The sequence below is a fragment of the Stenotrophomonas sp. STEN008 genome (genome assembly GCF_056760435.1).
This window is the reverse complement of record NZ_JBRRET010000016.1, coordinates 16,504-37,923: the sequence shown is the minus strand read 5'-3', so window position 1 is coordinate 37,923 and position 21,420 is coordinate 16,504. Positions and strand designations below refer to the sequence as shown.

General features: G+C 61.5%; 19 protein-coding genes. 5 read left to right on the top strand and 14 right to left on the bottom strand.

Annotated elements, in window-relative coordinates:
- Nucleotides 1-55: 55 nt before the first annotated feature.
- From ACVOME_RS09865 to ACVOME_RS09830, 8 genes are all read right to left on the bottom strand, one after another.
- Nucleotides 56-1,210, bottom strand: a complete 1,155-nt coding sequence (locus tag ACVOME_RS09865) for a hypothetical protein (RefSeq protein ID WP_262219001.1) — start codon at nt 1,208-1,210, stop codon at nt 56-58.
- Complete coding sequence (locus ACVOME_RS09860) at nt 1,207-2,148, bottom strand: glycosyltransferase family 2 protein (RefSeq protein ID WP_065181478.1); 942 nt, start codon at nt 2,146-2,148, stop codon at nt 1,207-1,209. Before ACVOME_RS09860 ends, ACVOME_RS09865 begins: the two co-directional genes overlap by 4 nt.
- A gap of 63 nt (nt 2,149-2,211) precedes the next feature.
- Nucleotides 2,212-3,012 carry a WecB/TagA/CpsF family glycosyltransferase gene (locus ACVOME_RS09855; RefSeq protein WP_065181479.1) on the bottom strand — a complete coding sequence of 267 codons (801 nt, stop codon included), beginning with the start codon at nt 3,010-3,012 and terminating at the stop codon, nt 2,212-2,214.
- 21 nt (nt 3,013-3,033) lie between these two features.
- Nucleotides 3,034-3,939: a glycosyltransferase family 8 protein gene (locus tag ACVOME_RS09850; RefSeq protein ID WP_196768729.1), complete on the bottom strand. Its 906-nt coding sequence runs from the start codon at nt 3,937-3,939 to the stop codon at nt 3,034-3,036.
- Nucleotides 3,929-5,365: an oligosaccharide flippase family protein gene (locus ACVOME_RS09845; RefSeq protein WP_065181481.1), complete on the bottom strand. Its 1,437-nt coding sequence runs from the start codon at nt 5,363-5,365 to the stop codon at nt 3,929-3,931. Before ACVOME_RS09845 ends, ACVOME_RS09850 begins: the two co-directional genes overlap by 11 nt.
- The gene (locus ACVOME_RS09840; RefSeq protein ID WP_065181482.1) at nt 5,362-6,480 is read right to left on the bottom strand and encodes a polysaccharide pyruvyl transferase family protein; all 1,119 of its coding nucleotides are present in this window, start codon (nt 6,478-6,480) and stop codon (nt 5,362-5,364) included. Before ACVOME_RS09840 ends, ACVOME_RS09845 begins: the two co-directional genes overlap by 4 nt.
- Nucleotides 6,477-7,451, bottom strand: a complete 975-nt coding sequence (locus ACVOME_RS09835; protein WP_081284358.1) for a nitroreductase family protein — start codon at nt 7,449-7,451, stop codon at nt 6,477-6,479. Before ACVOME_RS09835 ends, ACVOME_RS09840 begins: the two co-directional genes overlap by 4 nt.
- A 104-nt stretch (nt 7,452-7,555) precedes the next feature.
- Complete coding sequence (locus ACVOME_RS09830; RefSeq protein ID WP_065181483.1) at nt 7,556-8,722, bottom strand: nucleotide sugar dehydrogenase; 1,167 nt, start codon at nt 8,720-8,722, stop codon at nt 7,556-7,558.
- A 436-nt stretch (nt 8,723-9,158) separates the two neighbouring features.
- On the opposite strand from ACVOME_RS09830, the gene ACVOME_RS09825 reads away from it, so the two are divergent.
- The 5 genes from ACVOME_RS09825 to ACVOME_RS09805 all read left to right on the top strand — a co-directional run bounded on the left by ACVOME_RS09825 (nt 9,159) and on the right by ACVOME_RS09805 (nt 15,362).
- Nucleotides 9,159-11,384, top strand: coding sequence for a polysaccharide biosynthesis tyrosine autokinase (locus ACVOME_RS09825; RefSeq protein WP_193396070.1), 2,226 nt, complete (start codon nt 9,159-9,161; stop codon nt 11,382-11,384).
- Nucleotides 11,385-11,490: 106 nt separating this feature from the next.
- The gene (gene galE, locus ACVOME_RS09820) at nt 11,491-12,480 is read left to right on the top strand and encodes a UDP-glucose 4-epimerase GalE (protein WP_262218999.1); all 990 of its coding nucleotides are present in this window, start codon (nt 11,491-11,493) and stop codon (nt 12,478-12,480) included.
- A 43-nt stretch (nt 12,481-12,523) separates the two neighbouring features.
- The gene (ubiA, locus tag ACVOME_RS09815) at nt 12,524-13,408 is read left to right on the top strand and encodes a 4-hydroxybenzoate octaprenyltransferase (RefSeq protein WP_262218998.1); all 885 of its coding nucleotides are present in this window, start codon (nt 12,524-12,526) and stop codon (nt 13,406-13,408) included.
- Between the two features lie 105 nt (nt 13,409-13,513).
- Entirely contained in the window at nt 13,514-14,938 is a 1,425-nt protein-coding gene (locus tag ACVOME_RS09810) for a short-chain fatty acid transporter (protein ID WP_206733971.1), read from the top strand.
- 241 nt (nt 14,939-15,179) lie between these two features.
- The gene (locus tag ACVOME_RS09805; protein ID WP_481505039.1) at nt 15,180-15,362 is read left to right on the top strand and encodes a hypothetical protein; all 183 of its coding nucleotides are present in this window, start codon (nt 15,180-15,182) and stop codon (nt 15,360-15,362) included.
- 52 nt (nt 15,363-15,414) lie between these two features.
- On the opposite strand, the gene ACVOME_RS09800 is transcribed toward ACVOME_RS09805, so the two are convergent.
- From ACVOME_RS09800 to ACVOME_RS09775, 6 genes are all read right to left on the bottom strand, one after another.
- A complete protein-coding gene (locus tag ACVOME_RS09800) occupies nt 15,415-16,032 on the bottom strand; it encodes a YiiX/YebB-like N1pC/P60 family cysteine hydrolase (RefSeq protein ID WP_053518162.1) in 618 nt (205 codons plus the stop codon).
- A gap of 59 nt (nt 16,033-16,091) precedes the next feature.
- Complete coding sequence (locus ACVOME_RS09795; protein WP_262218996.1) at nt 16,092-16,775, bottom strand: VOC family protein; 684 nt, start codon at nt 16,773-16,775, stop codon at nt 16,092-16,094.
- Between the two features lie 90 nt (nt 16,776-16,865).
- Entirely contained in the window at nt 16,866-17,954 is a 1,089-nt protein-coding gene (locus ACVOME_RS09790; RefSeq protein WP_481505038.1) for an alpha/beta hydrolase family protein, read from the bottom strand.
- A gap of 30 nt (nt 17,955-17,984) precedes the next feature.
- Nucleotides 17,985-18,809 (bottom strand): AraC family transcriptional regulator, encoded by an 825-nt coding sequence (locus ACVOME_RS09785; protein ID WP_065174337.1) that lies wholly within the window; start codon nt 18,807-18,809, stop codon nt 17,985-17,987.
- 181 nt (nt 18,810-18,990) lie between these two features.
- The gene (locus tag ACVOME_RS09780; RefSeq protein ID WP_065181490.1) at nt 18,991-19,587 is read right to left on the bottom strand and encodes a S8 family serine peptidase; all 597 of its coding nucleotides are present in this window, start codon (nt 19,585-19,587) and stop codon (nt 18,991-18,993) included.
- Nucleotides 19,587-21,362, bottom strand: coding sequence for a S8 family serine peptidase (locus tag ACVOME_RS09775; RefSeq protein ID WP_065181491.1), 1,776 nt, complete (start codon nt 21,360-21,362; stop codon nt 19,587-19,589). The genes ACVOME_RS09780 and ACVOME_RS09775 overlap by 1 nt, the downstream gene beginning before the upstream one ends.
- Between the last annotated feature and the right edge of the window lie 58 nt (nt 21,363-21,420).

The following is a 21,420-nucleotide window of genomic DNA, read 5'->3' as shown; positions in this document are numbered from 1 at the left end:
GTTCTAGGAGAGCTGCTGCGTGAGCCGTCGAGCTTTCGCTCCGTCGGGGGCGGAATCATTCACGTCTTTCGTTCTTCGCAGCGCCGGCTGCCAGGCATACAAGCGCAATGCCCAGTGTTGTATACACATTGTTGAGGGCCGATACGGAAAGGCCACTTGCCAGAACGATGAGAATGACGCAGAGCCGCTGATGGCGTTTGGCGTTCCTCATCACACCGATGAGGTAGATGAACGTCAGGGCGGTTACTGCAAGGCCATGATCGTAGATCACCCGCATATTAAAGCTATGCAGGATGACGGAATAGCAACTCCCGTTGCCGCTAAAGCTGAAGAGCGATTGATAGTAGGAGAGTGACGAGCACACGTGCGCGGGAAGTGGAGAAATCCTATCGGCACCAAGTACATAGTCTGTTGCGTCCCAGTCTCTTATCGACTCAAGGAACATCATCAGAAACCGAAATCTATCGATCGACTCGATTCCACCTTGTGAGCGATTTTCGAAAATTAGGAATGCAAACACGACTGCTGCGGTGCCGGCGATCATTCCGCCGACGACTTTTGCAGAGTTACGGGACCTGAAGTCAAACGCGAACAGAACGGCCAAGGCGGCAGCGATTGCAGCGGAGCGAGATCCGGAGAGGATGACCACGGCCAGCAGTGTCCCAGTCTGCAATCCGCTGATCTTTACGCCTGAAACATGGGCGCTGAAGTAGACGAGCGACAAGAAGATGATTTCGAAGTTGTTCTCTGTCATCAGAACGGGCCGGTCAATTCCGATGGCCCGCTTTGCTAGATAGACACTGAAGAACATGAAAAGGCAAAGGTTCAGCAGTCGCCTGAAATCTTCCGATTTCATGGGGCCAGGTGCCCACGCGAACGGTGCGAGCAGGATCAAGTACCAGACGAATTTGTACGCCTGCGCAAAGTCCAACGGATTTGTATTGCGCAAGCCAACGGCAAGCGCCGCACCGACGACAAGGTAGCCAATCCAGAAGAGCTGCTGAGCAAAGAGCCGATCCTTACGTGCGCCATAAACCCACAACAGGGCAGCAGACGATGCCGCGAAAACCAAGTCCAGCAAGGGCTCGCCAACCGTCACGCCGGACAGTCGAGGTAACCACGCCGTTGTCACGATGAGAATCGTTCCAAGGTAGAGCAGCGAAATTGGATACGGCCGGCGTTTGATCGTGAATGCGCTGGAAATACTCATTCTTGGAATTCACTGCTGCTTGGGCCCTTCTGCTTCAGAGAGCGAATGGCGACAGAGACAATAGAGCGGTAAAGCGATCTTGGTAGCATGAATCGCAGCCAATGACGGAGCGCCACCTTGGGCGGCACTTTCGCGACAGTCACACTTTGTACCAGATCCTTCAGGACAACCAGGAAACGATGCTTGGGCTGATAATAGGAGAGCACTGTAGCTCGATATCCGATGATCTCCGCCGGTGTCATCATATGGGCGTGCTGGTTCAACCACTGGGCAGGTGCCGCTGATCCCGCATGGCGCGACGTACGTCCTACCTCGCTGATGTCCGTCCAGACGATCAAGGGTTGCTCCAGCATGCGGAACTTGGTCCCATCCACGTCCACTCTGAGGCAGAAATCAAGGTCTTGACCCTTGCGAAGCTCTGGATTGAACTTGATCCGCTTCGCGAGGCTGCTGTCCATGACGATCGTTGAGGTCTGCACGAACTGATTTGCGATGAACAGATAGCTGGCCATCGACTCATCCTCCCGGATCGGGCGGTCGGGACGTATCCACATGCGCTCGGGAACTCCACGGTCCACCTTGGCGTAAGAATAAAGGGCCGGATAGGGCGACCGACGCAGATACGCGTGGAAGAGCTCCAACTTCTCGGGTACAAAGAAGTCGTCGGAATCAAGAAATGCGATGTAAAGTCCGACTGCGGCCTCGATTCCCGTATTGCGCGCGGCCCCCCCTCCCCCGTTGGGTCGCTGTATTACACGGAAACGCCGATCCGCAAGCTGGTCTACCAACCTGGTCAGCGCGTCGACATCCTTTGATCCATCATCGACGATGATGCATTCGAAATCGGAGAACGTCTGACCCTGAACCGAAAGCAGCGTCGGGAGAATGGTTGATGAGCGATTGTAGGTGGGAATCACAATCGAAAAGAAGGGGGACATGCGTGTCTCTCATCGGCTGCTACCCGAGCCATGGGAAGTGGAGAAAGCAGAACTGCCGTGCGACTATTTTGAAGCCAGCTTGGAATGATCTGTCAGCGCGATCCACAGCGAGTGAGGCGTTGTAACGGCATATCGGACGAACAACTCCTTCGGTCGCGTGGCCAAGCGATGAACCCACTCCAGGTTGTTGCGTTGCATCCAGGCAGGAGCGCGAGGATAGTCACCGGTCACGTAGTTGAAGCACCCTCCGCAGGTGATGATCCATCGCGGCTTCAGTTTGTCGCGCCAACGAACGCAGAATTCCTGCTCCTTGGGCTTCCCCAGGCCGACCCAGAGGATATCCGCGCCGGAAGCGTTGATTGCGTCGACAACTTCCTGTTCTTCGTCCGGGGTGAAGAACCCATTGCGACGGCCAGAAATCTTCATGCCCTTGTACTGCTCTTGCAGAATGCTGGTGCATGATGAATTGACGCGCTCCTCGGATCCCAGAAGATAGAACCCAAAGCCGGTATTCTCGAATGCCCTCGAAAAATCGTGGAGCATGTCAGTTGTGGCACTGCGCTCAGGGATGGCATTGAGCTTCAATCGCTTGGACAGGGACACCAGAAATCCTCCATCGGCATGAATGATGTCGGCCTCCTGTACAAGTGAGCCAAATCTGCGATCGGTGCGTGCCAATGACAATGCGTGGCCATTAGCATCGAACACCAGCTGCGCAGGGCGCGATCGATGCGCGCAGTCGTAAAGCGCCATGTCCACCAGGTCCTGCCGTGACGCGCAAATGATGTTGAAGTCGCCAAACCGCACGGTATCGAACGTGGGCCGCTTCAGGGGAACTGTCGGTGCCGGGATGCTGGTTGCCATTGCCGCCTTTCGTCGAACTGATTAGTAGAAGTAGGGATTGGATTGCCCGATGGCGAACTTCGCTTGCCTGATGCGGCCTATGACGAAGTCCAGGAACGGGCCGCGGCGCGGCTCCATGATGTGCGTGCGCAGCTGTCGGTACTCCTTCGAAAAGACGATCCGATTGCTGGAATGCCACTGCTTGTGTGCCGAGGAGAAGTGCATGATCGCCGGTGACTCGAGGAATGACATGGACCAGCCAGGTGCGAGCTCTCCAGCCAGTTCCTTGTGCCTGAGCAGCATTGATACCTGGCAGTTGTACGTGGGATCAAGCTCGCGCCATCGTCCCCTGAGCACGGCATTCAATGCGTCCTGGTCCGGCATCCTCAGCAAGTCCGTGTTGGCGCGTAGATACGCCAGAACTTTGTCCTTGGTGCCATCAGCACGCCATTCTGCGCAGTTCAGGAGCAAGACGCCGGAATTGAAATAACGATCACCGTCCGCCAGCCCCAATCGACTTCCATCATAGAAGGGATTGATGACCGCCCCCGCCAGAACACCTTCCAGGTCGATGTTGAACAGGTCGCTAAGACTGTGTCTTACAAGAACGTCGCAGTCGAGGTACAGGACCTTATCCGCGTCGAGCAGTTCTGGAATCAATAGCCGGTAATACATGCCTCTGGAAATGTGCGTCACTTCCAGTAGGTCGCCGAACTGAGCGGGATCAATGACATGGACGGTCACATCACCGGAGCATAGTGCTTTGAGTGCACCCAGAACGCCAGCCTTTGGTTCCTTGTCCACGATGATATCAACCGAGAACTTGGTGCCCGACGCGCAGCTCTTCGCGATTGATTCTACGGCAGGGACTATGAAGTCCACATAGCGCCCATCCGCGCAGAAGCAGTAGCGCTGCGGCTCGTGGGGGATCTGTTTGTCAGCGTTCAAGGACATATTCAGCGATGCGTTTATGGTTCATGACCACATACGCCACCATCAGTGCAGCGTAGACGGCCAGGGTGTGAACAAAGCCGAGGTGAATGAAACCGTTGTAGCCAATGATCAGGAAAACGTATCCGGACAGCGCCGCCACGCAGGCAAGGTAGGGTGCCTGGTTCTTCATGAGCTGATAGAAGGCCATGCGGGTGCGCAGTCCGCAGGCGCTGGCGGCGGCGAAATAGAACAGCATTCCTGCACTCAGCCGTTGGGCCGCCATTGCGACACACGCGCCTTCCACGCCGAAGAATTGGCCGCCGATCCAGACAAAGACAATCAAGGTCAATGCATCGACCAGCGACAATATTCCTCGCTCACGGTAACGCGCCATCGCTTCGAGTGCGGAAGAGCCAAGTGGCGAAGACAGCAGTCGCGGTGGGACAGCGGCCGTCACTATCAGAGTAAGCGAAATCGCGGCATCCCACTTTCCGCTCCAGACATGACGAATGACGAATGGGAACCACACCAACAGGGAAAGGCACAAGGCCCCTGACATCAGCGAAAGCGCGTGGCCGGCCTTGTGCAGCCCTGAGCGAACTCTAGCCGCGTCGTTTCTGATCGCGGAGAAGAGCGGCAAGAGGAGATGATTCAGCGCCATTCCGATCAACTGCACCGCTGCTGCCATCAACTGATAGGAAAAGTAGAACAGCCCGAGAGCCGCTTTGCTCAGGATCAGAGACAGCACGAGGTACTCGCCTCGTGTAGCAACGTTGTTGAGATAGGAGGAAACAATCAACCACTTGCAGCGTTTGAAGAACGCTCGAAGCCTGCTTGCGCCCGGCCATAAGGGGCTTGCAATGCGCGGTTGGCCCCAGCGGTACATGAGAAATGTGACGAGCGCCAAAATCACTTGGGACGCGACAAAGCTGTAGATTCCCGCGCCAGCTGCGGCGAGCCCGGCCATGCTGAGGTTGCTGGCCAGTGCCGATACCGATTCAACTCGGGAAATACGCTTGAAGTTGAACGCGATCGCCGATCTGGCCTTGTATGGGAGTGCGGCGATGTTGAACGGCATGGTGAGCGCGAGCACTACCGTGATCCAAAGAAGCCGCGGATCGTGGTAGTGCTCAGCCATGATTGGCGCCGCCACAAGCAACAGCGCAACGCCGCTCAGATTCAGTATCTGCGCAGAGGCTGTGAGGCTTGGTGCTTGGGATTCAAAATCGTCACGATGCTCCTGCAGTATCTGATAGAGCCCGACTTCCTTGAATCCGGACGCCAGGAGATAGACGATGGAGATGATTGCAATCAGTCCGAAGTCTTCCGGAAACAGGAAGATGCCCATCACCCATTGGGCAATGAACGCAGACGCCCTGCTCGTCAGCACAATGACCAGCAGGTGGGCAAACCCCTTTTTGCCTACTTGGCTCAGATTCACGGGTTGCCCAATGCTTCGTTGAGGTATCGCTTCGAGCGCAGGATTTTACTCTCCAGATCGTCGCTGATGCTCAGGCGCGCGCCATCGCGGACAACCCGAGTGACCGCTGCCCTCACAACGTTGGGATCATTCTCCAGCACCAACAGATCAGAGGCATTGAAATCTCGCATCATGCTGACGATCCTCTCGGAGCGCCAGCCTGAGGAATAGGCGATGCAGGGACGGTCGAACTTCTGGGTGAAGATGACCCCGTGGAAGGAATCGGTCACCACATACGCCGAGTTCTGGATCGAACGCAGGAACTCCAGGGGGCCATAGTCATTTATCAGATGCGACGCCCACGCAGGTTTGTCAAAGTTCTTCTCGCCGTTGACAAAATGAACCTCCAGATTGGGGTCGGACTCCTTCAGCTGGCCAATGATGCGTTCAGCAATGGGGAAGTTTGCGGTGTCCAATGCATAGACCATGATGTATCGACCGGATGCGGCAGCACCTTCCCCATCGGACTTCAGCTCGTTGAAGTCATGGAGGAGCGTCGGGTCGACGACAACTGTCGACTCAATGCCGATCAAGTCGGCGATGATCTGTCGGCTCACTTCATTGCGAACTGCAAGCGCGTCGAAATTCTTCAGATCCGGCGCAGCCCTTGTGATTATCTCGGGCTTCTGCTCGCGCGTACCGAAGCAGGAAGCGTAACTTACCTTGCGTGGACCGCCGTGGTGAAAGCCTTGGAAGAAGTACGAATCGTACTTGGGCATGAACTTCGTATTGAAGGTCTGGTCGCTCCCGGTAAGGATCACGTCGAAGCGCGCCAAGGCGGCATTGATGGCCTCTTTGGAGGACAGTTGCGGAGCCAGCGGAAGCCTTGAACGAAAAGCGTCAAAACGTCGGTATCGCTTGGCCTGCCGAAAGCGCCTCAGGACGGCCTTGAGCGGATTCCCGCCCTTCAGCCCCATTCCTCGCCAGAACGAGGTGTTCCCCACCATATGGGCGGGGTGAGCCGTGGGTACGACAACTTCATGGCCGATACTGCTCAGGTATTGCGCAGTCGCGTATGCCTGCAGCAGGCCGCCATAGTTGTAATTGAATGAATAGGTCAGAAGCAGCACGTTCATTGCTTGTGCTCCAAGTCCGGGAAGTGAGCAATGTCCGCCAATGGTCGACGCTCTGATCGAGCCACGCTGTACTCGTCCTTGAGTGGCCCGATGGCAACCATCATGATGATGCTCTCCGAGTCCGGGATATATCCCAACTTGCGGATCCCGATGTCCCGCGTGATGGGCGCAGACCAGTTAAGCGGGCACGCTCCGTATCCCTGCGCGTGAATGCCGAGCAGGAAGTTCTGCGCGAACAGGCCGCCATCGATCCAGTGTTGGTAGCGCTCAGTCGGTTCAAGCATCTCGGCGATATCCACTGTCACGATTGCAATGACGGCGGCAGTGTCTCCGAAGCCGCGATTTCCCTTCTGATAGCTCAGTGCCTTTCGCTTCTGCTCTTCGGTCGTAAGAAAATAGAGTCGGCCAGCCTGGCGATTGCACACGCACGGCGCAAACTGGGCCGCCTGAGCTGCCTTCAACAACACCTCTTGTGGCACGGCTCCATCGCCGAAGCCGCGCACTGAGCTGCGGCTGCGCAGGAAGGCTAGATGGATCTCAGAGTCTTGCTGCCGCACTTTCATATGCTTGAGAGCCGAGCCGGAGGGCGCAAATCCTGCATTGCGAGCGCTGACGACCGACTGCGTTACGTGCGAAGGCGAAGGTGTACCCATCTCCGCGTTGAAAGCCATGTAAGTATCAAGGGCGTCTGCGGACAGTTGCACTTCATGTGCGCAGATGCCATCCCGCATGGCCCGCTCCATTTGATCGCCAAGATCCTTGGTCATCTCGGCGCCGAATCCTGGCCGCGGCTGAGGCAACGCTAGACCTTTCTCCACCATATGGTAGTACTTGGTCATGAGGGCGCCACGCGTGGCCGGATGCGTGCGCGTTCTCAGGGTGCCGCTGAATCTGACGAAACGGTAGATGTCATACGAGTAGACTTTCGCGTAGCCATAGGCCACTTTTATAAATTCAGTTAGCTTTTTCATATGGCTGTCGTGCCGATGGCGGAATGAGGGTGGTTTTCACGCAGCATCGCGCGTCACCAGGAATCCGCGGCCTTGGGGGTGAGAGTGGCATTGGCGATTACAATTCAGTCCGAACCGAAAAGGTCGCGCGTGTAGACTTTCTTCGCGACATCCTGAAGTTCGCCAGAAACTCGGTTGGCTACAATTACATCAGCCTTGCGCTTGAACTCAGGCAGGTCGTTGACAACGCGGGAGCGGTAGAATTCTCCATCGCGGAGTGATGGTTCGTAGACTATGACTTCAATTCCTTTCGCCTTGATTCGCTTCATGACGCCTTGAATGGCTGAGGCGCGGAAGTTGTCAGATCCGGCCTTCATGACAAGTCTGTAGATACCAACAGTCTTCGGGGCTTGTCGAATGATGGCATCGGCAATGAAATCCTTGCGCGTGCGATTTGATTCGACAATGGCGTGAATCAGGTTCTGAGGCACGTCGCTGTAATTGGCCAGCAACTGCTTCGTGTCCTTCGGTAGGCAATAGCCGCCATACCCGAACGATGGGTTGTTGTAATGATTGCCGATGCGCTGATCGAGGCTGACCCCTTCGATGATCTGGCGGGTATCAAGGCCGCGGGAGCTGGCATAAGTGTCCAGCTCATTGAAATAGGCGACACGCATGGCCAGGTAAGTATTGGCGAAAAGCTTAATGGCCTCCGCCTCGGTGGCATCGGTAAACAAGGTGGCGATCTCCTTGCGGATGGCGCCCTCTTTCAGCAGTTCTGCGAACTCGGTTGCACGCGCTGAGCGTTCGCCCACGATGATGCGGCTTGGATGAAGGTTGTCATACAGTGCTTTTCCTTCCCGCAGAAATTCGGGGGAAAAGATAATGTTATCGGTTCTGAAGCGGGCCTTCAGGGCGGCCGTGCATCCTACCGGCACAGTCGACTTGATGACCATTATCGCATTCGGATTCGTGGCAACGACATCCTGGATGACGGACTCGACCGAAGACGTGTTGAAGCAATTGCTGTCTGGATCGTAATCGGTCGGAGTTGCGATAATGACGAAGCGTGCGTCTTTGTAGGCGACCTCTCGGTCAAGAGTCGCGCTCAGTTTCAGAGGCTTGTTCGCCAGAAAATCTTCGATCTCCCGGTCTTCGATCGGGGACCGGCGGGAGTTGATGAGCTCGACACGGCCTGCATCGATATCTAACGCGACAACTTCATGGTGTTGCGCCAAGAGCACAGCGTTGGACAGGCCAACGTAGCCTGTTCCGGCAACGGCAATCTTCACTTCAGCATCCTTCTCTGGCGTTGCACTACGTCAGTCGTGCCAACTGGGGGAGGCAGGGTAGACGCGGTGTGGCCGTCGCGCCCCTCGGCGTCGGTCATTCCAAGGTCCTTGTTCATTTATGTATAGGGGCGTTCATTTTGGGGTTGCACAACGCGTGCAGCCCAAAGCGAAGATTGAATCGTACTACAGCGAAGCTGGCCTATCGCTGGACCGAGAAGGCCCGCTGGCGCCCAGGTGGTTAGTCAATTGCACTTGACTTTGTTGCGCGGGGTGTGGTTGTCGCCCCGCTCCCTTCGGGCCAAGGCTTCGCTGTGCCTGGCAATCTAGTACACTGATGCGCTGGCTAGATTTTGCGGTCACCCTGAACACCCAAGCCTTTGATCGAGCAGTGAATCGTGGCCGCGCCACTGCGTCTCCTCATTTTGAAGTGGAAGCGATGACAAGACAGACGGAAGCCCGAGCAATCAAGGACGATGAGATCGATCTCCGAGAGATCCTTGGCACGATTCTCGACCGGAAGTGGTTGATTGCGGCGGTCACGGGGCTCTTCTTCGTGGTGGGGACGTTGTATGCACTGCTCGCCACTCCGGTCTACCAGGCCCAATCGATGGTGCAGGTGGAGTCCAAGATGCCCGGCATCCCCGGGCTTTCCGAGCTCACTTCGATCGGCGTGACAGGTGCGAGCCCGGCAGCAACCACCGAAGTTGCGCTGCTCACCTCACGTAGCGTGATCGGCAAGGCCGTGGATGACCTGCGTCTGGATATCAGCGTGGCTCCGTACCGGTTTCCTTTGCTGGGCGACTATTTTGCGCGCCGCTTCATGCCCGAGAAGTCGGGTGAAGTAGCACCTGCCAAGTTTGGTGCAGAGAGTTACGGATGGGGCGGAGAATTGCTTGACGTCCAGCGGCTCGACGTCCCTGAAGCTCTGATCAATCGGGAGCTGGTGCTGCGTGCTGCCACGGATGGCGCGTTCGTCCTGGAAGATGACGACGGCCGCGTCGTGCTCAAGGGGAAGGCGGGAGAAAGTGCCCAGGGGGGGGGAGTGACCATTGAGGTGGCGCAACTGCGTGCATCGCCTGGTACACGCTTCAGGGTCATCAAGCTCCGTCGCCTGGATGTGATTTCTGGCCTGCAACAGGCTGTGGTTGCCGCCGAGCAGGGCAAGGACTCGGGCATCCTCAAAGTTACATTCGAGAACGAAGATCCCGAACTGGCCGAATCTGTTGTTCAGCGTGTTGCCCAGGCCTATGTGCGTCAGAACGTTGATCGTGGGTCTGCAGAAGCGGCGGCACAGCTTCAGTTTGTGAAGGAGCAACTCCCCATCGTGCGCAAGCAGGTGGAAGAAGCTCAGCAGGCGATGACCAACTACCAGTCACGCGCCAATTCCGTTGACATCACCATGCAGACCAAAGGTCTCCTGGATCAGGAAGTGGCTGTGGAGGGCAGCATCCAGCAGCTGCGCTTGAAGCAGGCCGAGATGGATCGGAGTTTCACGCGAGAGCACCCCGCCTACCGTGCACTGCTGCGCCAGATCAGCGAACTTGAGAGCCGGAAGTCCGGCTTCCAGCGCCAGGTAAGTAGCCTGCCGGATACGCAACAGGAGTTGCTGCGCTTGACCCGCGACCTGCAGGTGAGCAATGAGCTTTACACCGCGCTGTTGAACCAGGCGCAGCAATTGGATGTCGCCCGCGCAGGCACGGTCGGCAACGTGCGCATCGTGGATCCGGCCGTAGTTGATACAACCAATCCGGTGAAGCCGCGTAAGGCCCTGATCATTGCTATTGCTACGCTGCTGGGCGCTTTCCTGTCCACCGCCTTTGTCTTCCTCCAGCGTATGCTCAACCCCGGCATCGAAGACCCAGCCGACATCGAGGCCATGGGCTTGCCGGTCTACGCGGCCATCCCGCTCAGTGCGTCCAGCACGCTGCCAAAGCTGCGCAAGGGCAAGCACGGAACGCGCGTAATCGCCGATGGTCGCCAGCATCTGCTGGCCGTTTCAGCTCCCGCTGATCCGACGGTGGAGGCGCTACGCAGCCTTCGTACCAGCCTGCATTTCGCCATGCTGGAAGCGAAGAACAACATCCTGACCATCTCGGGTCCACGTCCTGGGGTGGGCAAGACCTTCGTATCGGCCAACTTGGCGGCAGTAATCGCGCAGGCAGGGCAGCGTGTGCTGGTGATCGATGCCGACATGCGCAAAGGCACGCTCCATAACATTCTCGGCGTGTCGCATCAGAACGGTTTGTCGGACGTGCTGGGCGGCAAGCTCAGCGTTGAAGACGTGATCCACCCGGTATCCGGCTTGGAAAGCATGCACTACATGGTGCGTGGCAACATTCCACCGAACCCGGCCGAGCTGCTGATGCACCCACGCTTCGCGCAGCTCCTGCAGGACATGTCGAACAAGTACGACCTGGTGATCGTTGATACGCCGCCAATCCTGGCCGTCACCGATCCGGCGCTGGTGGCGACCCATGCCGGCTCGAGTCTGCTGGTAACCCGCTTTGGCGTGAATCAGGCCAAGGAGATCGAACTGACACTGCAGCGCTTTGAGCAGAACGGCGTGCAGATCAAGGGTGCAATCTTCAACGCCGTCGAGAAGCGTGCCACTGGCTACTACAGCTATGGCTACTATGAATACAAAACCGACGGCAAGGAGTAATTCCCTGCCATCGGAGGGATGAGGAAGCCGACGGCAAGGTGTCGGCCCTCTGTGTGTTCCGTGGGCGAGGATGCTCCGGGCACCATTCACATCAAGGAAGGCCCCGATGCGTGACATTCTCATCTGTGGCGGTGCCGGCTACATCGGTAGCCACATGGCTCAGCACTTGGCCGAGCAAGGGCACCGCGTCACGGTGTTCGACAATCTGTCCACCGGGCATCGCGAAGCCGTCGCCTGGGGGGAGTTGGTTGAGGGCGACTTGCTGGATGCCGCATCGTTGCAGCGGCTGTTTGCCGGCCGTCGCTTCGATGCAGTGATGCACTTCGCCGCACAGTCGTTGGTTGGTGAATCCGTAAGTGATCCCTACGCGTACTATGCCAACAATGTCGGCGGAACAATCAACCTGCTGCAGGCAATGCGCAAACATGGCACTGAGCGCATCGTGTTCTCGTCTACGGCAGCGATCTTTGGTGAGCCGTGCTCAGCGCTGATCGATGAAGACCATCGCAAACAGCCCATCAACCCCTACGGCGCCAGCAAGCAAATGGCCGAGCGCGTACTTGCAGACGCTGCTGCCGCATACGGCTTGCGTTCCGTGAGCCTGCGTTACTTCAACGCTGCCGGGGCGCTGCCGGAACATGGGATCGGGGAGGCGCACCGCTGCGAGACTCATCTGATACCCAATGTGCTGCGTTCGATGCTTGGCCAAGCAGGACGTCTCCAGGTATTCGGACGCGATTACGACACCCCCGACGGCACTTGTGTGCGGGATTACGTCCACGTGCAGGATCTTGCCCGAGCTCATGCGCTGGCACTGGACTACATGGACACGGAGCCCGGTGCACATGCGTTCAACCTTGGTAACGGGCAGGGTTTCTCTGTGCTGGATGTGATCCAGACAGCTGCGACCGTATCCGGCATGCAGGTCCCCTACGACATCGCTGATCGACGTCCAGGTGATCCTGCGCGATTGGTGGCGTCCGGCGAGCGGGCGCGCCGGTTGCTGGGATGGCAACCGACATGGACCGAACTGGCGCCAATCATCGAGAGTGCATGGCGCTGGCATCGTGAGCCTGCAGTATGGGGCAGGGTCTGAGTTCAGCGCTGTCATGCCGTGCGCATCGGCGTATCATCGGCGAATGATGCAAGACCGTGCCCCCTCTGCCGACATTCCGCGCTGGCGGCATTACTGGAGTCTGATGCGCGCGGATCGTCCGATCGGCACGTTGCTGCTGCTGTGGCCCACCTGGTGGGCACTGTGGCTGGCGGCAGGCGGCATGCCGCCGCTGTGGACCCTGTTCGTGTTCACCGCGGGTGTCTGGCTGACCCGCTCGGCGGGGTGCGTCATCAATGACTACGCCGATCGCTGGCTCGACCCGCATGTGGAGCGCACCAAGGCCCGTCCGCTGGCGACGGGGGCGATCAGTGGCCGTGCCGCGCTGGTGCTGTTCGCGGTACTGATGCTGGTGGCATTCGGACTGGTGCTGACCCTGAACGGGCTGACCATCGGCATGAGCTTCATCGGCGTGTTCCTGGCCGCCAGCTATCCCTACCTGAAGCGTTATACGCACCTGCCGCAGGTCTATCTGGGCATGTCGTTCGGCTGGGGTATTCCCATGGCATTCGCCGCGGTGCAGGGCGAAGTGCCGCTGCTGGGCTGGCTGCTGTACGCCGGCAACATCCTCTGGTCGACCGCGTATGACACCTGGTACGCCATGGTCGACCGCGAGGACGACCTGAAGATGGGCTCGCGCTCCACGGCGATCCTGTTCGGGGACCTGGATCTGGTGATCCAAGGGGTGCTCTACGCCCTGTTCCTGGCAACCATGGCGCTGGTCGGTGTGCGCGCCGGCCTGGGGAGCTGGTACCTGTCTGGCCTGGCGGTGGCTGCGGCGCTGGTGGTGTACGAATTCTGGATCTGCCGCAACCGCGAGCGGGGGCCATGCTTCAAGGCGTTCCTGCACAACAACTGGGTCGGCGCGGCGCTGTTTGCCGGTATCGCGCTGGATCTGGCGCTGCGCTGACAGGCGCAGCCGGGAAGGGGCGCGTACCGTCCTACGACCAATAGGCGACTGACAGCCCCCGCCGCGAGGCCGAGAATCGAGCCATCGAACCTGGGAGGGTAGGTGATGGCCTCGACGGCAGCAGTACAGGATGGCTGGATGGCGCGCGCAGCGCTGCGCTCGGCCTCCTGGGCGGAAAAGTGGTTCCCTGATGCCTACGTGTTCGCGGTGCTGGGCGTGGTCATCGTCGCCCTGGCAGCTATCGGCTTCGGTTCCACGCCGCAGACCACGGCCAGTGCCTTTGGCGATGGCTTCTGGAGCCTGATTCCGTTCACCATGCAGATGGCCTTCGTGGTGATCGGCGGTTATGCCGTGGCCACCGCGCCTGTGGTGGCGCGCTTCATCGAACTGCTGGCGCGGGTGCCGCGCACGGGGCGCGGTGCGGTGGTCTATGTAGGCCTGGTCAGCATGCTGGCTTCGCTGCTCAGCTGGGGCTTCTCGCTGGTGTTCGGGGGTCTGCTGGTGCGTGCATTGGCGCGCCGGACCGATCTGCGCATGGACTACCGCGCAGCGGGTGCCTCCGCCTACCTCGGCCTGGGCGCGGTCTGGGCGATGGGCCTGAGTTCTTCGGCTGCGCAGCTGCAGGCGAACCCGGCCAGCATGCCGCCGGGGCTGGTGGAGATCACCGGCGTACTGCCCTTCACTGAAACCATCTTCCTGTGGCAGTCGATCGTGCTGACCGCGGCGTTGATCCTGGTGTCACTGCTGATTGCCTGGTTGACCGCACCGGCGGCTGGCAGTGCGCGCACCGCTGAATCGTTTCCCGGTGCGGCGCAGGCCGAGCCTGAGCCGCTGCAGCGCCGCACGCGCCCCGGCGAATGGCTCGAATACAGCCCACTGCTGACCGTGCTGCTCTCGTTGCTGGCCTTCGGATGGCTGTTCAACGAGTTCGCCAACAAGCCGGTGGTGACCGCAATCGCCAACCTCAATACCTACAACTTCCTGTTCATCTCGCTCGGCCTGCTGCTGCACTGGCGCCCGCGCAGCTTCCTCAACGCGGTGGCCAAGGCGGTGCCCAGCACGACCGGTGTGCTGATCCAGTTCCCGCTGTATGGCGGCATCGCGATGATCCTCACCCACGCGGCCGGCGCCGATGGGCAGACGCTGGCGCACCGGCTGTCCAGTCTGTTCGTGCACATCGCCAGCACCGATACGTTCGCTCTGGTGATGGGCGTGTACTCGGCGGTCCTGGGCTTCTTCGTTCCCTCCGGCGGCGGCAAGTGGATCATCGAAGCACCGTACGTGATGCAGGCGGCGAACGAACTGAAGGCGCACCTGGGCTGGGCCGTGCAGGTGTACAACGCCGCCGAAGCACTGCCGAACCTGATCAATCCGTTCTGGATGCTGCCGCTGCTGGGCGTGCTGGGCCTGAAGGCCCGCGACATCGTCGGCTTCACCTTCATCCAGCTGCTGGTGCACATCCCGCTGGTGCTGGGCCTGCTGTGGTTGCTGGGCATGACGCTGGAGTACGTGCCGCCTGTGATGCCATGAGGTGCAGCGCCCGCTGCGCGGCCGGGCCGGGCGGGCGCCGCTGAATGGGCTACAGCCTCTGCGGGCATGAGCACATGCCGATCCCGAATGAATCCTTCAGCCGCTTGCGGCACAAGGGGTCACGCCGGTTCATTCACGCGCATGCACATTTCTGTAGCTGCGTCACAACGCATGGTTAACCCACCGCTGCAGACGATGGCCGCAACCACCGCATTCCGCGAGTGGCACTGGAGACACCGCAATGGGCCAGCACAATCAGAACCAGCAGAACCAGCAGAACCAGAAGCAGCAGGATCAGCAGGATCAGCAGGGGCGCGGTCGCGATCAGCAGCAGCAACAGCAGCAACAGCAGCAACAGCAGCAGGAACAGCAGCAGCGCGGCCAGCGCAACCAGCAGCAGGGCGGGCAGGACGAGGAAGAGTGACCCTCGCGTCCCTGTCTAGCATCGCCTGAAGCCCCGCCTTGTGCGGGGCTTCTCATTCCAGTGTGCCGATCCGCTCCAGCACGGGCGCCGCCGACATGTCGTTGGGATTGGTACCCGGTACGCCCTGCGGTACGTCCATGCCCATGCTGCGGTAGAGGTCGATCCAATGCCGGGCGATCTTCCCGGTCTGCGGATTGCGGAAGTTCATCGGCTGCAGCGCGAATACATGGTGGGCACGGAAGGCACGTTCGATGAAGTCCGAGCAGTAGTAGCTGTCATCGTTCGGCACGTAGGAGGCGTTGTAGGGCCTTCCAAGCAGGGTACGCGCGGTGGCGACGGCGTCGCCGATGGCAGCGTTGTGCGGTGCGCGCAGGCGGTAGACCACGATCTGCCGCAGCCGGGCGCGCGCGTCCTGCTGGAACGCAGCCAACGTCTGCCGGCGCGAGCCCTTCTCGTCCGCATGCAGCACTTCCCAGCCCTGCGTCGTGGCGGCCACCAGACCCACATGATCGAAACCGGGATGAGCCTGCGTACCGGTCGCATCATCGATGGCAGCGCTCAGGCCACTGTCTCCTGCGGTGACGAACAGCAGGTCGCCCTCCTGGAGATCCACGGCCGTCGCCGCGGCAGCGGGCAACAACAGGGCGAACAACAGCAGGATGCGGCGCATGGAGGGTCCGGCAACGGGAGGGAGCGCCATTGTAGGTTCCTGCACGGCACACGGCCCGTTCAGCCCCGCCGATGCGGTACGGCGCGTACCTCCCAGCCCAATTCCGCATCCCGCAGCTCGCCCGCGGGTACATCTCCCATCAGCACCTGCAATCCCCGTGCGTTGGGCAGGTCCTTCTGTTCGGGGAACCAGCGCCGGTCGGCGGCAACGACGATCAGCAGGCCCTCGTCATCGCCCATCGGTGCGAACTGGGCCGAGGGCGCGCTGATCGGTTGCAGGCCGAAGCGCCCGGCGGCCTCCAGGCGCACCGAATCGACATCGTGGCTGGGCAGGCCGACTTCGCTCAGGCAGGTCATCTCACTGCCATGGAAGGCGCCCTCCTGCGGACTGCACGGAAGCCGGCGCCGGCCGATCAGCTCCAGGATCAGTCCATCCGGGCCGGTGAAGTACACCGACTGCGATTGCCAGCTGCTTTCCAGCGCGAAGTAGTCCAGTCCTGCCGGGTTGCGCTGCAGCGGCGTACGCTCGCGCAGCCAGGTCATGGCGGCCGCGAAACGGTTGTCCGGCACGTTGAAGGCCAGGTGCACGCCGCCGACCGCGACGTCCTCGGCCAGCCGCAGCTCGATCGTGCTCCAGCCGATGTGGATGCGGTTGCCGCTGACCGGCAGCTGCAACACATCGCGGAAATAGGCTGCCACCCCGGTGACGTCGGATACCGGCAGGGTGAGATGCAACAGACGCATGGTCTCTCCGCCTCGAAGCGTGCGCTGACAGTGTAGCGGCACGGGTCTTCGCGCGGCGTCTTCATCCGTGCAACCGGGCGTCGCGAAGCGCTATGGTCGCGGCTTCAGGGCGGCCTCGAAGAACCGCTGCGCCTCCGCCACGGTGCGTGCATGCGTCTGCGCTCTTGGCGTCTGGCTGCTGCACAGGGCGGGCAGTCGCTGCTGGCCCAGCGGCGTGCATTCGGACAGGAAGTCGTAGTGGCCGACACCGGGCAGGACATCCAGTCTTGCCTCCGTGATGGACGCCTTGGCGACCTCCGCGTTGGTGGCCGCAGGAGCGACCGTGTCCGCCGCGCCCTGGATGATCGACACCGGTTGCCGCAGCGCCTGCAACTGCTGGGGCGGGAACGCCTGCATGATGGCCGGTGCCATCAGGAACACGGCGCGCACACCCGGGACCGGGCGGGCATCATCGGCGTGGGCCATCCACGGCGCCAGATCCGCTGCTGCCGCCGCGGCCTTGCGAGCCTCCAGGGTGTGCGACGGCGCCTCGCTCTGTGGCTGGCACACACCGTCATCCGGATGGGCTTCGCAGAAGTCACGCAACCGCCGCAGGTCCGGTCGCGCCCCCGCCGCCAGCAGGGCCGTGTAGCCTCCGGCCGAGAAGCCCATTACACCGATCCGCTCCGCATCCACATGCTGCCCCAGCTTGGGATCGGCCTGCACGGCGGCCAATGCGGCGCGCAGATCATCCGCACGCAGCCAGCTCAGCATGCTGCCATGCAGGGTCAATTCATCCACGCCGTTGTTGCCGGGATGGTCGACGGCGATCACCAGATAGCCGGCGCGCGCCAACGCGGTGCCCAGCCAGCCCATCATGCGGGCGCTGCCGCCGTTGCCATGCGAGAGCAGCAAGGTCGGCAGGCGGTCACCGGCAATGGCTGCCTCCGGCGCCGCCTGGCCCACCACGAACAGCGGTGCATCGGGCGGACCGATACGCAGTGGCACTTCGCTGCTGCCCGCCATAGCCGGATACCAGACGGTGTAGCGAAGCGTATCGCGCTGCTGCGCGTCGCGTACCGCAGCGCTGGCCACGGTGGTCACCGCCTGGTGTTCGCCGGCCAGGCCACTGCCGGGGACGCCGGCGAGCGACGCGGGGGCAATCAGGACCAGGCCCAGCAGCAGGTGCATCAAGCGCATCGCACGACTCCTTTCAGTGTGTTGCATTCATCAGGGGTGGGGGTCCACGGGCAGCCAGATCTCCACACCGCCATTGCCGCTGTGCTCGTCGAAGCGGGCGTCGTAGCGTTCCAGGTCCGGCGCCGCGGCAAGACTCAATCCGGAGGTGGGCAGATAGTGATCCAGCAACCAGAACCAGGTGGCGCGGATGGACGAGATGTGGCCGTCATGCCAGGCCACCAGATACCGGCGCGCGGGAATCTGCAGGCGCTGCCAATGTGCTGGAATCGAGGTCAGCGCGGCGCTGGGCAATGCGGCCAGGTAGGTGAATCCGCCGTCGTCATCGCTGTCGTGGCATACACCAAAACTGACCGGTGCGGGTTTGGGCCATTCCCGGTTGAGCTGCGCCCATTGGCCGGGGATGGCGCCACTGCTGTGGCGGGTGTGGCGCATGCCGATTCCGGCCACCTGGAACGAAGGCGTGTCGAGCAGGCGCGGTGCCACGCTGCAGGCGGTGGGAATGTCGTCCACGCGCGCCGCCTGCACCAGGACCAGATCCGCAGTGCCGGACTCGCGCACCCGTTCGGGGGTCTGCCCGAACTGCTCGCAGAAGGCACGGGTGAACGCGGCATGCGTGGAATAACCGGCGTCCATCGCCACCGGCAGGATTTCGTCGGCGCCGTCGGCCAACCGCTGCGCTGCCATGCTCAAGCGGCGGCCGCGCAGGTAGCGCATCACCGACGTGCCGGTGCGCGCGTGGAACAGACGCGACAGATGGAAGGGCGACAGGCCAGCGGCAGCCGCGATATCGGCCAACGCCAGCGGACGGCCCGCATGGGTTTCGATGTACCACAACGCCTTGCCTGCCGCGCTCATCCCGCCATCCCCGCTGCACTGTCCGGCACAGTAGCGGATCGGCTGCCGCTGCGCTTAGCAGTTCTTGCGCAGTGGATGCCTGACATGGGGGAGAGAACCGGGCCGCCGGTCGACTCCGGCAAAGTCCCCGGCCGGCCGGGAGAGCCGGCCCGCCGGGGATACCACACAACGCTTTACCGCCTTACTTGGTTTCTTCCCACTGCACGACGTCGGGCTCGGCGGCGCGGATGCCGGCGGTCGACAGCAGTCGTGTGGTCGCGTCCAGTGCGGCGTTCACCGATGGGTACTCGACGATCGCACGGCCGGAGGCCTTGGACACCTTCACCACGGTGCCGCCGGTGGCCGTTGCCGCGCGCTGTGCGGAGGCCGCATCGGTGAAGAAGACCTTTACCCGGGAGGTGGCCACCACCGGCGCGCCGTCGCTGGAAACGGCGGCGGCGAACTTGCCGGCACCAGCATCCAGACGTGCAGCGGCACCGGTGCTGCTGGCCTCGGTGGAGCGCTTGCTGCGGGTGCCAGTGGCGGGCGCCGGTGCGTCGGTCGAGGGCGTGATGCGGAACTCACCGCCCTTGGCCTGCTGCACGGTAGCCGACGGCGCCAGCTGGAAGCGGGTCGCGCCCACGTTGAACGCGCGGCCCGTGGCCCTGGCCTTCAGTTCCTGTGCGTCCACGGCAGACAGGCTCCGGGCTGTGGGGGCCTGGGTCGAGCTCTGCGCCCAGGCGGTAGAGGAGATCGCCGCGACGGCGAGGGTGGTCAACAGAATGGTCGTCTTCATCATCAGTGCCCCAGAACGCGGATCTTGAAGAATTCGAGGCTGCCGCGCGACGCTGCGTTCGCGGACTGCCCCATGTCGGTCACTTCCAGGGTCCAGGTGCCGTTGCCGGTCTCATCCAGGAAGGCGTTGCTGGACAGCAGGTCCCAACTGGTGAAGTTGCGCTGGATCGCCACGGAACCCGACAGGCCGGAGCCGATCGAGGTGAACGCCGGTTGCACCACGCTGCGCGTCCCGCTGGGCGAAACCAGCACGAACTGCAGCTGGCGGGTGTTGCTGTGATTCACCCGGAAGCCCAGCTGCACCGATTCGACGTTGCGTGCGACATTGGCCAGCTGCACCGTCAGCCGCGCTGCCGCAGCGGAGGTGTTGCCGATGGCGACCCGGCGCGTGGTGTTGCGCCATCCGCTGTCCACCAGCGGCCCCAGAGACTGGAAGTTCTCTGCGACCTCCACCGCGCGCGCCGCGTTGACCACGCCGAAGCCGTACCAGTTGCTGTAGGCCCGGTTTGCAGCGTTGACGGTCCAGCCCGGCACCAGCGTGCGTCCATCGGCGAGTGTCACGGCAGGCTGGTTCGGGTGGTTGCGGGTGGCCGTGGTGGCCAGGATGTACTTCACGTCGCGGTACGTCAGGTTGGGATTGGTTTCCAGCACCAGCGCCGCCACGCCCGACACCATCGGCGCCGAGGCCGAGGTGCCATTCATCTTGGCGGTGTAATTGCAGGTGCTGTCGACAGCGGACTGATTGCCGTCCAGTGTGTTGCGCAGGCTCGTGTTCTTGTTGCTGCCCTGCGCGCAGCCGGTGACATCGGTGGTGACGATGGCCGGATCGTAGCGGACGGCAGGCTGGCCCGGGACGACCTGCCGCTGCCAGCCGTACTCGCCACCGAATGCGGACACCCACAGCGCGGCACCGGTGGACGAATAGGACGAACGCACGCCGTCGGCGCGCACCGCACCCACGGTGATCACATTGAACAGATTGTTGCGGGGGTCGCGGCCGGCAGGCACGCAGCCGGTGCCGCGGTTCTTGGTGTCGGTGGTGCAGACATCCTGCGTCTGGCTGATCGATGCGTTGTTGAAGTTGTTGCCGGCGGACTTCACGTAGATGCCGCCGCTGCCGCCGCGCGTGCCGGACAGGGCCTGCTCGTACGCGCGGATATCGTTCTCGCTGAACGCGAACGGCAGGTTCGGATTGCCCGGGCCTGCGCCCCAGCTGTTGTTGAACACCTGCACGTCGGCGGCCTCGGCGCCGTCCCACCACGAGTACTCGATGTTGGCCGTCTGGCTGCCGCTTGCATCGGAGGCCAGTACGTTGAAGCCCTTCAGCGTGGCCGCCGGGGCGACGCCGCGCACGCCCACGCCGTTGGCGCCCACCGCACCGGCAATGCCGCCGACCATGGTGCCGTGATTGTCCACATCCGGAGCGGAGGGGGAGGGGTTGTTGGAGTTGTTGGCAAAGTTCTTGCCCGCCACGGCTGCCACATTGGCGGCCAGGTCCGGGTGGGCGATCTGCAGGCCGTCGTCGACGATGCCGATTATCACTCCTTCGCCGCGGATGCCATTGCGGAACAGCCCATCCACGTTCAGATCATTGCCGGCGACCGGGCGCGTGTCGCCCTGTACCGCTTGCCCGGTGTTGAGCAGATGCCATTGGATGCCGGCCAGCGGATCGGCCTGCTGGGCCTGGGCGGTCACGGCCAAACTGCCCAGTACCAGGGCAGTGGCCAGGGCCAGCCGCGCGGAGCGCGGTGGCGCGGAGTGGTGCGTGTGTCGCTTCATACACGAATCCTTCTGTTGTGAATCGGCCTGGCAGGACGGCGGGACGGAATTGCCCCAT

What these genes read in the sequence shown, in the direction of transcription:
- ACVOME_RS09865 (WP_262219001.1), bottom strand. Translation starts at nt 1,210, where the DNA reads ATGAGTATTTCCAGCGCATTCACGATCAAACGCCGGCCGTATCCAATT.
- ACVOME_RS09860 (WP_065181478.1), bottom strand. Translation starts at nt 2,148, where the DNA reads ATGTCCCCCTTCTTTTCGATTGTGATTCCCACCTACAATCGCTCATCA.
- ACVOME_RS09855 (WP_065181479.1), bottom strand. Translation starts at nt 3,012, where the DNA reads ATGGCAACCAGCATCCCGGCACCGACAGTTCCCCTGAAGCGGCCCACG.
- ACVOME_RS09840 (WP_065181482.1), bottom strand. Translation starts at nt 6,480, where the DNA reads ATGAACGTGCTGCTTCTGACCTATTCATTCAATTACAACTATGGCGGC.
- ACVOME_RS09835 (WP_081284358.1), bottom strand. Translation starts at nt 7,451, where the DNA reads ATGAAAAAGCTAACTGAATTTATAAAAGTGGCCTATGGCTACGCGAAA.
- ACVOME_RS09825 (WP_193396070.1), top strand. Translation starts at nt 9,159, where the DNA reads ATGACAAGACAGACGGAAGCCCGAGCAATCAAGGACGATGAGATCGAT.
- galE (WP_262218999.1), top strand. Translation starts at nt 11,491, where the DNA reads ATGCGTGACATTCTCATCTGTGGCGGTGCCGGCTACATCGGTAGCCAC.
- ubiA (WP_262218998.1), top strand. Translation starts at nt 12,524, where the DNA reads ATGATGCAAGACCGTGCCCCCTCTGCCGACATTCCGCGCTGGCGGCAT.
- ACVOME_RS09810 (WP_206733971.1), top strand. Translation starts at nt 13,514, where the DNA reads ATGGCCTCGACGGCAGCAGTACAGGATGGCTGGATGGCGCGCGCAGCG.
- ACVOME_RS09805 (WP_481505039.1), top strand. Translation starts at nt 15,180, where the DNA reads ATGGGCCAGCACAATCAGAACCAGCAGAACCAGCAGAACCAGAAGCAG.
- ACVOME_RS09800 (WP_053518162.1), bottom strand. Translation starts at nt 16,032, where the DNA reads ATGCGCCGCATCCTGCTGTTGTTCGCCCTGTTGTTGCCCGCTGCCGCG.
- ACVOME_RS09795 (WP_262218996.1), bottom strand. Translation starts at nt 16,775, where the DNA reads ATGCGTCTGTTGCATCTCACCCTGCCGGTATCCGACGTCACCGGGGTG.
- ACVOME_RS09790 (WP_481505038.1), bottom strand. Translation starts at nt 17,954, where the DNA reads ATGCGCTTGATGCACCTGCTGCTGGGCCTGGTCCTGATTGCCCCCGCG.
- ACVOME_RS09785 (WP_065174337.1), bottom strand. Translation starts at nt 18,809, where the DNA reads ATGAGCGCGGCAGGCAAGGCGTTGTGGTACATCGAAACCCATGCGGGC.
- ACVOME_RS09780 (WP_065181490.1), bottom strand. Translation starts at nt 19,587, where the DNA reads ATGATGAAGACGACCATTCTGTTGACCACCCTCGCCGTCGCGGCGATC.
- ACVOME_RS09775 (WP_065181491.1), bottom strand. Translation starts at nt 21,362, where the DNA reads ATGAAGCGACACACGCACCACTCCGCGCCACCGCGCTCCGCGCGGCTG.